Annotated in this window: 14 protein-coding genes and 1 riboswitch; of the genes, 12 read left to right on the forward strand and 2 right to left on the reverse strand. The window is 43.4% G+C overall.

The window, feature by feature from the left end; translation table 11 throughout:
* The first annotated feature begins 36 nt into the window (after positions 1–36).
* On the forward strand, positions 37–1,296 hold the full coding sequence (hutI, locus tag E4K67_RS02010) for an imidazolonepropionase (RefSeq protein ID WP_135544727.1): 1,260 nt from the start codon (positions 37–39) through the stop codon (positions 1,294–1,296).
* 198 nt (positions 1,297–1,494) lie between these two features.
* Positions 1,495–1,668, forward strand: coding sequence for an aspartyl-phosphate phosphatase Spo0E family protein (locus tag E4K67_RS02015; RefSeq protein ID WP_135544728.1), 174 nt, complete (start codon positions 1,495–1,497; stop codon positions 1,666–1,668).
* Between the two features lie 188 nt (positions 1,669–1,856).
* Here the strand turns inward: E4K67_RS02015 and E4K67_RS02020 are convergent, their stop codons facing one another.
* Positions 1,857–3,254, reverse strand: coding sequence for an amino acid permease (locus E4K67_RS02020; RefSeq protein ID WP_135544729.1), 1,398 nt, complete (start codon positions 3,252–3,254; stop codon positions 1,857–1,859).
* A gap of 383 nt (positions 3,255–3,637) precedes the next feature.
* Between E4K67_RS02020 and E4K67_RS02025 the strand changes: the two genes are divergently transcribed.
* The 5 genes from E4K67_RS02025 to E4K67_RS02045 all read left to right on the forward strand — a co-directional run bounded on the left by E4K67_RS02025 (position 3,638) and on the right by E4K67_RS02045 (position 7,832).
* Positions 3,638–4,936 carry an L-cysteine desulfidase family protein gene (locus E4K67_RS02025; RefSeq protein WP_135544730.1) on the forward strand — a complete coding sequence of 433 codons (1,299 nt, stop codon included), beginning with the start codon at positions 3,638–3,640 and terminating at the stop codon, positions 4,934–4,936.
* A 215-nt stretch (positions 4,937–5,151) separates the two neighbouring features.
* Positions 5,152–5,340 carry a hypothetical protein gene (locus E4K67_RS02030; protein WP_206752171.1) on the forward strand — a complete coding sequence of 63 codons (189 nt, stop codon included), beginning with the start codon at positions 5,152–5,154 and terminating at the stop codon, positions 5,338–5,340.
* 165 nt (positions 5,341–5,505) lie between these two features.
* On the forward strand, positions 5,506–5,853 hold the full coding sequence (locus E4K67_RS02035; protein WP_206752172.1) for a hypothetical protein: 348 nt from the start codon (positions 5,506–5,508) through the stop codon (positions 5,851–5,853).
* An 8-nt stretch (positions 5,854–5,861) separates the two neighbouring features.
* The gene (locus E4K67_RS02040) at positions 5,862–6,290 is read left to right on the forward strand and encodes a hypothetical protein (protein WP_206752173.1); all 429 of its coding nucleotides are present in this window, start codon (positions 5,862–5,864) and stop codon (positions 6,288–6,290) included.
* A gap of 207 nt (positions 6,291–6,497) precedes the next feature.
* Positions 6,498–7,832 (forward strand): CoA-disulfide reductase, encoded by a 1,335-nt coding sequence (locus E4K67_RS02045; RefSeq protein ID WP_135544734.1) that lies wholly within the window; start codon positions 6,498–6,500, stop codon positions 7,830–7,832.
* A 124-nt stretch (positions 7,833–7,956) separates the two neighbouring features.
* On the opposite strand, the gene E4K67_RS31430 is transcribed toward E4K67_RS02045, so the two are convergent.
* Positions 7,957–8,490 carry a CBO0543 family protein gene (locus E4K67_RS31430; protein WP_420841513.1) on the reverse strand — a complete coding sequence of 178 codons (534 nt, stop codon included), beginning with the start codon at positions 8,488–8,490 and terminating at the stop codon, positions 7,957–7,959.
* A 453-nt stretch (positions 8,491–8,943) separates the two neighbouring features.
* On the opposite strand from E4K67_RS31430, the gene E4K67_RS02050 reads away from it, so the two are divergent.
* The 5 genes from E4K67_RS02050 to E4K67_RS02065 all read left to right on the forward strand — a co-directional run bounded on the left by E4K67_RS02050 (position 8,944) and on the right by E4K67_RS02065 (position 15,417).
* Positions 8,944–10,881 (forward strand): ABC-F family ATP-binding cassette domain-containing protein, encoded by a 1,938-nt coding sequence (locus E4K67_RS02050; protein ID WP_135544735.1) that lies wholly within the window; start codon positions 8,944–8,946, stop codon positions 10,879–10,881.
* A 112-nt stretch (positions 10,882–10,993) separates the two neighbouring features.
* Positions 10,994–11,149, forward strand: a complete 156-nt coding sequence (locus E4K67_RS30040; protein ID WP_199242434.1) for a hypothetical protein — start codon at positions 10,994–10,996, stop codon at positions 11,147–11,149.
* A 52-nt stretch (positions 11,150–11,201) separates the two neighbouring features.
* Positions 11,202–12,758 carry an ABC-F family ATP-binding cassette domain-containing protein gene (locus tag E4K67_RS02055; RefSeq protein ID WP_135544736.1) on the forward strand — a complete coding sequence of 519 codons (1,557 nt, stop codon included), beginning with the start codon at positions 11,202–11,204 and terminating at the stop codon, positions 12,756–12,758.
* A gap of 461 nt (positions 12,759–13,219) precedes the next feature.
* A riboswitch (cyclic di-GMP riboswitch) is annotated at positions 13,220–13,291 on the forward strand.
* Positions 13,292–13,312: 21 nt separating this feature from the next.
* Positions 13,313–14,053 carry a LytR/AlgR family response regulator transcription factor gene (locus E4K67_RS02060; RefSeq protein WP_135544737.1) on the forward strand — a complete coding sequence of 247 codons (741 nt, stop codon included), beginning with the start codon at positions 13,313–13,315 and terminating at the stop codon, positions 14,051–14,053.
* 11 nt (positions 14,054–14,064) lie between these two features.
* On the forward strand, positions 14,065–15,417 hold the full coding sequence (locus E4K67_RS02065) for a sensor histidine kinase (RefSeq protein WP_243454305.1): 1,353 nt from the start codon (positions 14,065–14,067) through the stop codon (positions 15,415–15,417).
* The last annotated feature ends 309 nt before the right edge of the window (positions 15,418–15,726 follow it).

Here is a 15,726-nt window from a genome sequence, read left to right on the forward strand (position 1 = left end):
GTGAAAAGTATTTCTTATTATTAAGGAGATGTTTTTATGTATGCGGATCTTTTGATCCATTCTGCTCAGATGATGGCGACGTTGAAGGGGTTCTCGACAGGTCCTGCCTGTGGAAACGCTATGTCTGAGATCGGTTTGATTGAAGATGGTGCCGTCGCTATTCGAGAGGGAATGATCGTAGCGGTTGGGACTACGGCGGAAGTTCAGGCTGGTGGTTGGGTAGGGCCTGAAACAAGGCAAATAAGCGCTAGGAATAGGGTTGTTACCCCTGGCTTTGTCGATCCTCATACACACGTTCTCTATGCTGGTTCTCGGGAAAATGAATTATCTTTGAAAATTAAAGGGGTTCCCTATCTCGAGATACTAAAACAGGGTGGGGGTATTCTTTCGACGGTTAGAAGTACGAAGCAGGCAACCGATGAAGAAATTAAGGCGCAAACAGGCCGCAGGCTTCAGACGATGCTTAGTCTTGGAACGACCACGGTTGAAGTGAAGAGTGGGTATGGATTGACGACAGAGGAAGAAATACGGTCGTTGCGTCTCATTAAAGAATTAGGGAGTGAACAGGTGCTTGACCTGGTGCCGACGTTTATGGGAGCACACGCAGTTCCACCGGGTTATAGTGAAGAAGAGTTTACAAACTATATTATCGAAGATATGTTGCCGAAAATTGCTGCTGAGGGTCTCGCGGAGTTTTGTGATGTTTTTTGTGAACCTGGAGTTTTCAGTGTCCGTTCGAGCGAGCGGATTTTAGCTAAGGCTAGACAGCTAAATCTCAAGTTAAAAATTCATGCGGATGAATTGGCTGCCTCAGCTGGAGGGACAGAGTTAGCAGCAAAAATGGGTGTCATTAGTGCTGAACACTTACTCCAAGCCTCGGATGAAGGGATTTCTGGTCTGGCGAAACAAGGAGTGATCGCGGTTCTGCTGCCTGCGACTTCGTTTAACCTTGCTAAAAATTCGTATGCCAGAGCAAGAACTATGATTGGCGCAGGGGTGCCTGTAGCGTTGGCAACTGATTCAAATCCTGGCTCATCTCCTACGGAATCCATGCCCCTAGTCATAACTCTTGCTTGTCTCTACCTTCGGCTTTCTCCAGAGGAAGCATTGACGGCCGCAACCATCAATGCGGCTCATGCTATCGGCAGGGCTGATCAGGTAGGTAGTTTAGAAGTTGGGAAACAAGGGGATGTTCTGATTCTCGATATTCCTAATCTGAATTATTTGCCGTATCATTTCGGAAGTAATCCTGTGGGGGTAGTTATTAAACGGGGGAAAGTGGTTTGGGAGTTTTGAGATAGCAAGAGTGTTGGAAAGGGTTTAGTTTTGATCAATTTTGAGTAATAATTTAGGAATTGTGCTAAAAGCTGATTTTCACTGCATAGTTATACATATTGTGACAGAAATATATATAATTAGTTATTGATGTTATCTCGATAATATATTACTATATTATGGAGAACTGTGAATAATAATGAAATGAGGTTTTAGTAGGTGAAACAGCTTACCACAGATGAAAAAATTGAGGAATTAAGATTACTTATGCAAGCGGTTGCTTCAGATAAAGATCTTACAGACCACAGAGTTGTAAGTTTGAGTACAAAACTGGACTTACTAATTAACGAGTTTTATAAAAATAACATAGGATTTAGTCACCCTGCCGTGTGATTTAGCCGGAAGATGCGCAAATTGTTCTTTGTCTTTTCACAAAGAGAAATTCAGGGTGATTGTGACTAGAGTATATAAGTTTCAACATTAGATTTAATAAGGGTTGTAGCAAGCGTGTTTCAGTTTGCTACAACCCTTATTAAATCTAGATTTACTATCAGGAGGAAATTCTAGGTAATGTGATGCGATTATGATTTTAGCTTAGGTAACAGGGGAACAAAGACGAGTCCAGAAAGGATAAGGAGCATCCCCAAACCTAGGGTCTTCAGGTCTGTAAGGCCAGACTTGAGAACCCAGATGGAATAACCAGCGGCGAGGGCTGCAATAAGGCCTTCGGTGAACCGTTTGGATTTACTGACATTCTCGTAACTTTCTCCTTTTAGGGTAAGCACTAAAGAATAGGTTGCTGCAAATAAATATGGAACAAGGTTAGCTAGGGTGGCAATAACTATCATGGTGTTAAAGGCGTTAGCAATGGAATTAGATAAGGTAGAGATTAAGAATACTTGAGTTAATCCATTGGTGACCCAGGCAGCACGTAAGGGGGCGCCATTTTTATTTTCTTTAACGAACCAGTGAGGAAAGAGATTGAGCCTTGCAGATTGATAAGGAACTTCGACACTCAATAAAATCCACCCGACAGCAGCTCCTGCCATGGATAAAACGCCTAAGGCGGCCATGATCAAGGAGCCGTTGGGTCCGATAATATGGGTGAGAACGTCGACGAGTGGTTTGTCAGTGGTCATGAGTTCTTGTTGAGGCAAGGCGCCCATGGCAAAGATTGTAATCAGTAAATAGATGGTTAAACTTATAAAGAGTCCTACTATGGTTGCACGCTTAACATCACGAAGGTTTTTGGCTCGGCCAGATAGCCAGACAGCAGATTCAATTCCGATGAAGGCCCACAAGGTAAGCAGTGCCCCGCGGTTCATTTGTTCGTAAAGCCCCAGGTGTTCTCCGGTCTCGAGTGTTTTTTCTGCTACAAAAGGGTGTAAGTATTGGGTTTGGAAGATGATCAAGACTACGGCGATGAAAAAGATAAAGCCTACTATTTTCGCAACGGTTGCTACAAAATTAATTTTGCTAACCGCATAAGTTCCGCGGTACATTAAAAAGTGTATTATCCAGAGAATAACGGACGAAATGATAAATGTCAGAAAATTCCCTAGGAGAAGATCAAAGGAACCAAAACTAACCATAAGTTGTTTGCTTTGAATTACTGGAAGAAAATACGTAAGATACCCAATCAGTGTAATTAAAACAGCTGCATTTCCAGGGGAGTTAGAAGTCCAATAACCCCAGGAAATTTCAAAGCCCATAATTTGCCCGAGTTTCGTCTTATTATTAAACAATTCGCGGGTGTAACTGGGAGGCCCACCTATCAAGTTAGGCTTGCGGTCTGATAATTGCCCAAAGACAAGCGCAAGCATGAGAACGCCGAATCCAGTTAAAAGCCAGGCGAGCATGGCTCCAGCTGGTGATGCGACGTTTGCCAAAGATTGGGGGAGCATGAAGATAGCAGATCCAACCATGTTGCCAGCCACTAAAGCAGTTAATAACCAAAAACCTAATTTTTTGTCTCCCATATTGATATGTACTCCTCTGCCATTTTAATATTGAATAGTAAAGCGGATCTTAGATGAAAACCTTCATTAGACTACCAACTTGGTGCACCATTGTCAATTAGTGCAAGTGTGGGGACGGTTCGGGATTTGTGCTTTGTACTCAACGTTTTACAGAAATTAGCGTTCCCAATTTAGGTTGAAAGATGACACGGTGAATTGGAATTTATGAGAGCTTAATGTAAGACTAAGTAGAGTTCGTGACGTTTTGCTCTTGAAATGGTATGATAATTCAGTCAAGGAGAATTAAGGTTATTATTGGTTGAGGATTTAGTTCAAAATGGAATTCAAATAGGCCATTATAGATAATTCAAATAGGCTGCCAAAAACAAGGGGGAATACGTAACATGGATTATGAGAAATTTATAGAGCGTCTAGAAAAAGAACTGGTGGTCACTTTAGGGTGTACTGAACCTATTGCGATTGCTTATGCGGCTGCGCTTGCTAGAAAACATGCCAAGGGAGAAATAGTAACGGCGGTGAGAGTTTTAGCTAGTGCTAATGTTCTGAAAAACGCGATGGCGGTTGTCATTCCAGGTACTCACGGCAGTGGGGTTAATTTTGCGGCTGCCTTAGGTGTATTGGCTGGAGACTTTTCGAAAGGTCTGGAAGTGCTGACAGGACTGACGCAAGGGGATGTAGAGAAAGCGAAGAAAATGATTGCAGATAAGCTAGTTACGGTAGGGGTTGCTGAAACAGCTAAAAAACTGTATATCGAGGTAGTCGTCAAAACCTCACAATCTTATGCCAAGGTTATTGTCGCTGATGAGCATACAAAGGTTGTACTCATTGAAGTAGATGGACTGACCTTAATCGATACGCTCACGGAAAAGAATGGAATTCTAAGCAGTGTCGGGAGTGAGAGGGAAGAGGATTCATTTATTACGTTAGACTCCATTTGGGAGTTTGTGCAACGTGTCCAGATTAAGGACCTCGATATTATTAAGAAGGCTATGGAACTCAATACTACCATTGGGTTAGAGGGGTTGACTCATGAGTACGGGTTGCAGGTCGGGAAAACGATTAAGGAAAGCATTCGTAAAGGGTTTTTAACGGATGACCTAATAACCTATGCTATGGCTTTGACGGCTGGGGCTTCTGATGCCAGAATGTCAGGGAGTACACTGCCAGTGATGAGTAATTCGGGAAGTGGTAATCAAGGGATTTCGGCGACTTTACCGGTTGTAGCCGTAGGAGAGAGATTGCAAGTATCTAATGAGCGCTTAATACGGGCAGTAACCTTGAGTAATCTTATTGCGATTTACATAAAATTACGGATCGGACGACTTTCTGCGCTCTGTGGAGCTACCGCATCTGGAACAGGTGCAAGTTGCGGGATTACCTACTTGCTAGGAGGGGGAAAGGCGGAAATAAAGGCGGCAATCCAGAATATGCAGGGTAATACGGCTGGGATGTTCTGTGATGGAGCAAAAGTAGGATGTGCCTTGAAATTATCGTCTTGTACCAATGCCGCTGTTTTAGCCGCCCTTATGGCAATAGATGGGATTGCTATTCAGCCAACTGATGGCATTATTGAATGTACAGCGGAACAAACTATTGAAAACCTTGGCCGTCTCGCCAATGAATGTTCGCGTGAAGTAGATCGGGTTATTTTGGATATTATGGTGAGTAAGAAAGTAAGTTAGGGAGGGAGGGTCCGAGTCACACCTCCTCGGGCCATGCGTTCGTCGTGGGAGGGTCCGCGTCACACCTCCTCGGCCATGCGTTCGTCGTGCCAAACTAGGGCTTTAATCCTTCTTGCAAGAGGGCAGGATCCCCGGCAAATCGGCCATCCTTGGCCGTTGCCGGCGGGAAACGTCCTGTTTCCCGTCCTGCTGATGAAAGAGGATTAAAGCCGAGTTTGGCTACGACTCACGCAAAGGCGTTGGAGCGTGTGAGCGCGGACCCTCTGGGCTGGGGTCGACGGGAGAAGAACGGGGGACGGCCTGTTTCCAGCGCTGCTGGAAAAGCGGGAGACGGAGAAACGCGTGGCATGGGGACGTTTCGTGGCATGGGGACGTTTTGTTTGCCATGGGGGGCGTTTAAGTAAGGTCCGCGTCACACCTCCTCGGACCCTGCGTTCGTCGTGCCAAACTAGGGCTTTAATCCTTCTTGCAAGAGACAGGATTCCCGGCAAATCGGCCATCCTTGGCCGTTGCCGGCGGGAAACATCCTTGTTTCCCGCCCTGCCGATGAAAGTGGATTAAAGCCGAGTTTGGCTACGACTCACGCAAAAGGCGTCGGAGCGTGTGAGCACGGACCCTCTGGGCTGAGGTCTACGGAAGAAGAACGGGGGACGGCCTGTTTCCAGCGTTGCTGGAAAAGCGGGAGACGGAGAAACGCGTGGCATGGGGACGTTTTCGTGGCATGGGGACGTTTTGTTTGCCATGTGGGGCGTTTAAGTAAGGTCCGCGTCACACCTCCTCGGACCCTGCGTTCGTCGTGCCAAACTAGGGCTTTAATCCTTCTTGCAAGAGACAGGATTCCCGGCAAATCGGCCATCCTTGGCCGTTGCCGGCGGGAAACATCCTTGTTTCCCGCCCTGCCGATGAAAGTGGATTAAAGCCGAGTTTGGCTACGACTCACGCAAAAGGCGTCGGAGCGTGTGAGCACGGACCCTCTGGGCTGAGGTCTACGGAAGAAGAACGGGGGACGGCCTGTTTCCAGCGTTGCTGGAAAAGCGGGAGACGGAGAAACGCGTGGCATGGGGACGTTTGCGTGGCATGGGGACGTTTTGTTTGCCATGGGGGGCGTTTAAGTAAGGTCCGCGTCACACCTCCTCGGGCCGTGCGTTCGTCGTGCCAAACTAGGGCTTTAATCCTTCTTGCAAGAGGGCAGGATTCCCGGCCAATGCGACGTCCTTGTCGCAGGGCCGGCGGGAAACGTCCTGTTTCCCGTCCTGCTGATGAAAGAGGATTAAAGCCGAGTTTGGCTACGACTCACGCAAAAGGCGTCGGAGCGTGTGAGCGCGGACCTTTGGGCTGGGGTCGACGGGGATAGGATTGAGCGGGGCCCGTGGCGCTGTCTGCGTTTATTGACGCAGAGACGCTTTGTGTGTTATCTGGCTTTGGAGACGGCCTGTTTCCAGCGCTGCTGGAAAGGCGGGAGACGGAGAAACGCGTGGAGTGTGGCATGGGGACGCAGGACGGTTCTTGAGTTGCCTTTTATGGTGAGATTGAGAAGAAATGCTGAAGAAGGAGATTAGTTATGAAGATTGTAATTATCGGTGGAGATGCAGCTGGTATGAGTGCTGCAGCTAAAGCAAAAAGAGTAGATAAAGATGCACAGGTAGTTGTCTATGAAAAAACCGATATTGTTTCTTTTGGTGCTTGCGGACTTCCGTATTTTGTGGGGGATTTCTTCGATGATCCGAATAATATGGTGGCTCGAACGGCGGAAAGGACAAGAGAGAGTGGCATTGATATCAATCTCTTACACGAAGCGGTTCAAGTAGATGTCCCTAACAAGCTTCTAACATTGAAGAATTTAACTACAGGGGAAGAGCGCGTGGACAGTTACGATAAACTTATGATTGCTACTGGGGCAACTCCGATTATTCCCCCTATTCAAAATGTAGAATTGAAGAATGTTTTCACTCTGAAATCCATTTATGACGGGATTGATCTAAAACAAGCGGCCTTGCTTCAAAGAAATAAAGAAGTTGTCATTATCGGGGCTGGTTTCATTGGGCTTGAGCTGGTCGAAGCGATGCTAAAGCTGGGGAAGAAGGTTCGTCTTATCCAACTCGATTCGAGAATACTACCGGAGGCTTTTGATCAAGAAATCACAGATATTATGGAAAAAGAGTTGACGGATCAAGGGGTGCAGTTACAGCTTGTAGAAAAGGTTCTTGCGTTTCAAGGAAAAACAACGGTAACAGATGTTGTCACTGACAAGGGAACCTACAAAGCGGATATTGTGATCTTGGCAACGGGAATCAGACCGTCAACAGCCTTTTTAGGTGATACAGGGATGAACTTGTTGCGAAATGGCGCTATTGTGATTAACGAATTTGGAGAAACTAACTTAAAAGATGTTTATGCTGCTGGAGATTGTGCGACAGTCTATCATCTGATCAGGGAGGAAAATGTCTATATTCCTCTAGCGACGACAGCGAACAAGCTAGGGAGGATTGTGGGGGAAAATTTAGTAGGTCAGAAGACTTCTTTTCAAGGTACCTTAGGGTCTGCGGCAGTTAAAGTCATGGATCTCGAAGCGGGAAAGACCGGACTGTCTGAAGGCGAAGCGCAGAAAATGGGTTTGAATTTTAAGACAGTTTTCATTAACGATCAAAATCAAACGGGCTATTACCCTGGCCAAGCGGATATCGCGGTAAAACTTATTTATGAGGCAGAAACTCAGGTCCTTCTCGGGGGACAGGTTATTGGCAAAAAGGGCGCAGTGTTGCGAGTTGATGTGCTGGCTGCTGCCATTTTTAAAAAGATGACTACTCAAGAACTGGGAATGTTAGATTTGTGCTATTCCCCTCCCTTTTCTAAGGCTTGGGATGTGCTTAATGTAGCGGGGAATAACGCTGGTTAAAGAGGCTACGTGTCTCGGAGCAGTGATCTGTTGCTTCTATTTAGAGGCTCTGGCTAAAGAGCGGTTCTCTATGAAGGTTTAGAATCCCCTCCTCAGGTTCGGGCCTAGGTGGGGAGGGTTCAAGCTATAACAGGCTACTTAGCGGAAGTTTGAAGATTATCATGACTACAAGAAACAATAAAGCTGAAATAGGCCAAGCGAGTAGCGGATTTTTATAATGTAGACTTATCATGGAAAACATTGTGACATTGAACCCGACGGACCACCAATAATTCCAGCCATTATGATAAGTTATGGACTGTAAGGGAATGGAGGTAGCTTCAAGTAAAGATAATATAAATGCCCAGTTTGCAATATGAAGAATTTTTTTGACTCTAGATTCTTTTGGAATATAGGGAAGAAAGAGAAGAATGTAACAGGGGAAAGATACAAACGCAATTAATAGATCACTGAATGTATGCTTAAGTACCGGATGCTCGAACCTCCATAATGGGTGATTCACAGTAAAAAAATTATAAAGAAGATCCCAAATAATAACATATAGAATGGTAGGGTAGTATTTTCTCCAGTTTCTCCAATCGCCCCATTTCAGACAAATAAGAATTAGCAGTATTGCTTTTGCTGGTCTTATGATATGTTGAAGAATGATAAGTATCATATATGCCACCTTTGGAAGATTGAAATGTCATGTTGACTCAATGTTAACTACCTCCTATTACTTGTTTTTAGGTCCTAGAACATTGTATACCAATAAATTCATAAAATGGAATATAGGACCATTGTATCGCGGGAAGGTCTTACCTATAATATGCCAAACGGCACATCCTAATAGGACTTTAGCCCTATTATCAAGGTCCTATTTGGAATTCGGGATTTAGGATTTAGCAGGAGGACTAAGAAAGCGAGCAAGTGGTATTATTTTTGTAGAAGAAGTCCCGTAGCGGTGCAACTGCCCCTGCTATGGGACTTCTTCTAAGCATCGTTTGCCTAAATATGATATAATAAATTGTTCTACAGCTTTTTAGTACTAGGTCTAGAGTATAAAATGACGTTTATATACCTTAGGCTTAGCGCCTGTTAAGTTTTTATATAAGGGGAAGAGGAACAAAACATGAACATCTTAACAGCTGAGAATCTGACGAAAAGTTACGGAGAAAAAGTACTTTTTGAAGATATTTCATTCGGGATTGACGAAGGAGAGAAGATAGGAATCATTGGGGTTAACGGGACTGGTAAGTCTACCTTGCTTAAAATATTAGCAGGTGTAGAATGGCCGGATTCGGGTAAGGTCACGATGGGAAATAACGTGCACCTCGACTATCTCCCTCAAAATCCTGAGTTTGAAGATGAGGCTACGGTTTTACAGCAAGTTTTTAAAGGGAATTCTCCAGTGATGAAGTTGCTCAGGGAGTATGAAGTGGCCGCAGAAAGGCTTAATGATGACCCAGATCAACCGCTTCTGCAACAGGCCTTGATTGGGCTCGGGCAACAGATGGATGAACTGGAGGCTTGGCAGCTCGAAAGTGATGCAAAAGCGATTCTGACTAAGCTTGGAATTTCTAACTTTGATACTTTAATCGGGACCCTGTCGGGAGGGCAGAGAAAACGAGTGGCTTTGGCGAGTGCGCTCATTAACCCTACGGATATTCTGACACTAGATGAGCCGACAAACCACATTGATAATGATACCGTGGATTGGTTAGAACAGTATTTGAATAAACGTAAAGGTGCTTTGGTCATGATTACGCATGATCGATATTTTCTTGACCGGGTCGTTGGTCGAATATTCGAGTTAGATCAGGGGAAACTTTATCCTTACCCTGGAAACTATAGCCGTTTCTTGGAGCTGAAAGTGGAGCGAGAAGAGCAGGTTGAGGCGACTGAGAGAAAACGCCAAAATCTTTTTCGCAATGAGCTTGCCTGGATGCGCAGAGGGGCCAAAGCCCGTACGACCAAGCAAAAGGCGAGGATCGATCGTTTTGAAAAGATACAGGCCGATAAACCAACGGATTACCTTGATCGGATTGAGATGCCGGCAGGGGCATCCCGCTTAGGAAAGAAGATCTTAGAATGTAATCATGTGCAAAAAGGCTTTCCCGACCGAGGGGTAGTGATCGATGACTTCAATTACATTCTACTGAGAAATGATCGGATCGGGATTGTTGGGCCCAATGGGAGCGGTAAGACAACCTTACTAAACTTGATTACTGGTTTAATGGTTCCAGATGGCGGGAGCATAGAGATAGGCAGCACGGTTAACATCGGGTATTTTGCTCAGGAGAATACGTATTTGAATCCTGACATCCGGGTTATTGATGAGATTAAGGCTGTGGCTGAAGTAATTCCCACGGCTGATGGTGGCACTATTACGGCATCTCAGATGTTGGAGCGCTTCTTATTTCCGGCGGCAACGCAGTGGACCCAGATCGGTAAACTCTCGGGTGGAGAAAAGCGAAGACTTTATCTATTGCGAATCTTGATGGCAGCTCCCAATGTCTTATTGTTAGATGAGCCGACCAATGATTTGGATATTCAGACCTTAACTATTTTAGAAGGTTATCTGGACGAATTTCCAGGCGCAGTCATTGCGGTTTCTCATGATCGGTATTTTCTCGATAGAATTACGGATAAGATATTCGCCTTCGAAGGGGAGGGGAAAATTAGATCCTATGTGGGAAATTACTCAGACTATCGCGAACAGATGTATGCAGAAAAACAGGCGGATGAGCAGGCTGTCAGTTTAGCCTCTTTGGCCAAAACTTTCCAGACTACGAAGGCGGAGGATCTTCCTGAGCGGAAGAAAGAGCGTCCGTTGAAAATGACGTTTAAAGAGCAGAAAGACTATGAGCAAATCGAGGCTCAAATTTCTCAGACGGAAGAGGATCTTCAGAAAAATAATCAACTCATGAATGATATGGGTAGTGATTTTGGAAAACTAACTGAACTGGTAGAAATTCAAAAAAATCTGGAGCAGAAACTGGATGATATGCTGGATCGTTGGACGCATTTGAACGAACTAGCGGAAAAGATAGCACAAAACAAGGGGTAAATAGGATGCACGATGCCAGAGCTGCAAGGATAGAGTTGCAACGCATCCCGGCTAAGGCAGTCGGCAAATTATCGTCAAATTAGATCAATAAAATTATTGGAGGATGAAATTTATGGATGACAAGACGCTTGAAGCGATGAAAAGAGTAGTAGAAGAGAAGAAACTGAAGAGTTCCCAACAAGGTGGACCGACTAAAGCCACGCAGAAAATCGGGGAGAGAAGAAAGGGCATTAAGCGACGCAAAGTTGGCGGTATGTTTGATAAGTAACTTAATTCCTAAATCTAGATAGTAAGTAATTTAAGGGGAGAAAAACTGTCATATGAGCATTTTAAATGTAGAAAGCGTTAGCCATGGTTTTGGTGGACGTAGAATTTTAGAGGATGTTAGCTTTCGCTTATTAAAAGGGGAGCACGTTGGCTTAGTGGGGGCGAACGGGGAAGGGAAATCAACCTTTCTAGATATTATTACAGGAAAGCTCATGCCTGATAAAGGCAAGGTCGAATGGTCAAGTCGAGTTACAGTAGGTTATTTAGATCAACACACAGTCCTGACCCGGGGTAAAACGATCCGGGACGTTCTCAAAGAAGCGTTTCAAGGTATGTTCGATCTGGAAGCGGAGACGCTACAGATTTATGATCGAATGGGAAGTGTCTCGGAAAGTGAAATGAATAAACTCTTGGATGATGTGGGAGAGATTCAGAGCATTCTAGAACACAATGGCTTTTACATGATCGATGCTAAAGTTGAAGAGATTGCCAACGGTCTAGGACTCGGAGAAGTAGGGCTGGACAAAGATGTCGAGGATTTAAGCGGGGGGCAACGTACTAAAGTTTTACTGACGAAGCTCTTGCTCCAAAATCCGAGCATTTTGATTCTAGATGAGCCCACGAACTTTTTGGACGTGGAGCATATTGAGTGGTTGAAGCGCTACCTTAATCAATATGAAAATGCATTTATTCTCGTTTCCCACGATGTTGCCTTTCTAAATTCCGTGGTCAACCTCATTTATCACGTAGAAAACGCGGGCTTGACTCGCTATACCGGTAACTATGAAGAATTTATGGCACTCTTTGAAACTCAAAAGGTTCAGGAGATTAAGGCCTATGATAAGCAGCAAAAAGAAGTGGACCGTATGGAAGACTTTATTGCCAAGAACAAGGCGCGATTTTCAACGACTGGGCGTGCAAAGAGCAGGCAAAAGCAGTTAGAAAAGATGGATCTACTAGATAAACCAAGGGAGAAAATTCAACCGAAGTTTAAATTTAGAGAAGCGCGGACACCGAGTAAGTTGATTTTTGAAGCGAGGGATCTCGTACTGGGCTATGATGAACCTTTGACAAGCCCTCTGAATTTGAGGTTAGAACGTGGACAAAAGGTGGCTATCCGTGGGGTCAATGGATTGGGTAAATCCACCTTGTTAAAGACCTTGCTCGGAATTATTCCGCCAGTGTCGGGAGACCTCGAACTGGGAGATTTTCTCTTCCCAGGTTACTTTGAGCAAGAATCCAGTCACAAGAACTATAACACTGCATTAGATGAAGTCTGGGGTGAATACCCGGGTCTTTCGAATTCAGAAGTGCGCAGCGCCCTAGCAAGGTGTGGTTTGACCAAGGAACACATCTCAAGCAAGATGATGGTATTAAGCGGCGGAGAAAACGCCAAAGTGCGACTCTGTAAACTCATGCTGAAGGATGTGAACTGGTTAGTGCTCGATGAGCCGACCAATCATTTGGATGTGGATGCTAAGGAAGAGCTTAAGAGAGCGATTACTGAATATAGAGGGACTGTGATTGTCGTTTCTCATGAACCTGAATTCTATGAAGATTGGGTGACTAATGTGTGGAATTTAGAGGAGTGGACGACTAAAATAGTCTAAAGAGTTTTAGAGGCTATCTGAGGTTTTTAACTAAAGTCTTGATAGTCTATCTTAAAGAGAGTCAGTGCCTCTCTGTGAATTCAAACTGATCAGTCCAAGGTGATTGATGAAGCACGTTACGACGCACATATGAATGAAATAATATGAGGCGGAATTTAGCGGATGCTGGACGGCAACGGGGTACAACAAATCTAGATTCTATCCATTATCCCCAATATACACAAGGATTAGCTTGTGTATATTGGGGATTTTTTCGTATTCACATTAACCGATGTTTTAGAGCTAAGTGTTGACGGTGGAATTCTAGCGATATTGGTGTATTGTCAGCATATTTCGTTCTACGATAACTTTCATTCTGAGAAAATCGAGATAATAATAAAAGGAAGAAATAGCAACTCGATAAGACAAAATCCAACAATTCATACGCAATAAATTTAGTATAATAGCTAATATCAAAATAAATAAATAAAAGGCAAACTTGTTGAAAGACAAGAACGCAAAGTCATGGCTCTAAAGCCAGTTTGATTATAGATTGAGAAAAGGAGGTGGTAAATTTGTTGCGAGTTAAGACTATAATAGTAGACGACGAATTTGGAGTATCATTATTACTTGGATCAATCCTTAGTGAGCTTGAAGGCGCTCTGGTTGTTGGAACAGCAGAAAATGCTATTGATGCTATGAAACTCGTCAAAGACAAAAGCCCAAGTTTAGCTTTCTTGGATATCGAACTGCCGGATATGACGGGAATAGATTTGGCTAAGAATATGAGAGAAATACAGCCAGATTTGGCTATAGTATTTGTTACCGCACATCAAGAGTACTCGCTTGATGCTTTTAAGGTGTTTGCCTCTGATTATATTTTGAAACCCATCGATAAAGAACGGGTAAAAACAACTTTCGCTCACATTCAACAAACCCTAAAAACGCTGGAGAAGGACAATTCAATCACGCAACCCCCTGCGTCTAGAATTTCTATAAATCTGGGAAATGAACGGGTCTTTGTAAAGCTCGGTGAGATCTTCTACATCGAAAAAAGTGGTCGCTACACTGTTATTAACGCTGTCAATGGAAAATTTAAAACGCGGCAAACCCTGATAGAACTGGAGCAGTACTTAGGGCCTATATTTTTTCGTTCCCATAAATCCTACATCATTAACACTGACCGAATTGAACGAATAGTCACTTATCCTAATTCATCGTATTACGAAGTTAATTTTGAAAACTATAAAGATAAGGCTTTGCTTAGCCGTGACCGCATACATGAACTTATGAAATATTCACATTACAATGTCTAAAAGGGGGAGTAATGATGGATTCAATGCCACTAATACCCTTTTTAGGCAGTTCTGTTCCTGAAAGTTTAATTCTATATTATATGGTGTTGGTACTAGTAGGTCAAAACGAATCTCTACGCTTTATTATTAGTCTTTCGTTGATAACTTCCCTGTTTTCTTATATCATCCGAGCAATACCAATGATTTTTGGTATCCATAGCATCTTACAAGTAATATTAATGGTTATTTTATTAAACTCTTTTTTAAAACTTCCCTGGCTAATAGCGTTTGCTGTGATGATACTGAGCAGTGTGATATTAGGATTGACAGAGGGGATTTTTGTACCTTTTCTTGCTTGGGTTTTTTCCTTAGAGCTACAACAGATTCTCACCGATCCGTTGCTGCGGATGCTATTCACTTTACCACACGTGATTTTCCTGGCAGTCTTAACCCATATGATTAGAAAACGTCAGTTCCGGGTGCCATTGATTGCACGAATATTGGAAGTGAATTGTGAGACAGCTAAAAGGACAAGAAAACAGCAAACCTACCTCATTGCCTTATGTCTAATACAAGCGTTAATGCTTGTATTATTAAAGATAAGTTTTTACGCCTATAGCTCAAGTGTTTATATCAGCCTTACTCTTGATAATTTAGTAGAAATCAGTATCTTTGTCTTAATGGTTGCGGCTTTAGCCACCATTTTTGTAGCTAATTACTTATTGCAAGTCATAGAACGGGAAGCTAGATTAGAAACGGAATTGCATTATGTCAGGGAAAGACATAACTTAAATCTGCGAGTACAAGTTGAGCGGCATGATTTTTATAATCATCTTACAGCCATTTACGGATATGTAAAAGAAGGCCATTACGCCCAAGCTGAAGCCTATATTGGAAATTTGTACGAAACTGTTCGCCATATAGAAAGTCTTTTAAAAATTTATCCCCCGGAATTAGCCGCTATTCTAAGTGTAAAACAGGAGGAAGCGAAAACCAGAGGGATCCGGTTTCATTGGAAAGTAAATGTGGAGGGTACTACCCTTCCGCTATCACCGGAGGATCTTACACATTTAACCGGTAACTTATTGGACAATGCTCTAGATGCAGCAAAAGCTAATTGTACTCCAATAGTAGACCTGTCACTCACCTGTAATAAGCTAGGTTTAGAGTTGACAGTCTCTAATAATGGCAACCCCATTCCTCAGAGTTATAAACAGAATATTTATATCCTAGGGTATACAACTAAAGATGTAAAACAGCATAGTGGTCTAGGACTATATATTATTCAACAAATTATAGATCGCTATGATGGTCAATTAGAATTGAAGGAGCCAGAAAATTACTCTGGTGTGGAATTTGTGGCCTATATTCCTTGGCGCAATTAACCAAGGGTTTAAGTAAATAGAAAAATCCTAATTGATTTATATCGTTTAGCGTTATTGTAGCATTAGATCCATATATTTCCTATATGATGTGGGCAACGTGTAAGAATCGTTACGTAACATGAAGTAATTGTTGCCTCAAATGCTGTTTCTTGTGCATAAGAAGAAACTGGGGCAGTGCCCTCGGTATATTTATCATGCTATTTCATTGCTTTCTATGCTTTCAAAAGATTTTTGACTGAAGTATATTGATGAACGTCCATTCTCTACTCCTCTGCTTAGTTACAAGAGAGGACTGTCTTCAACGGATCT

Origin of the sequence: Desulfosporosinus fructosivorans (genome assembly GCF_004766045.1) — a bacterium.
Taxonomy (GTDB): Bacteria; Bacillota; Desulfitobacteriia; order Desulfitobacteriales; family Desulfitobacteriaceae; genus Desulfosporosinus; species Desulfosporosinus fructosivorans.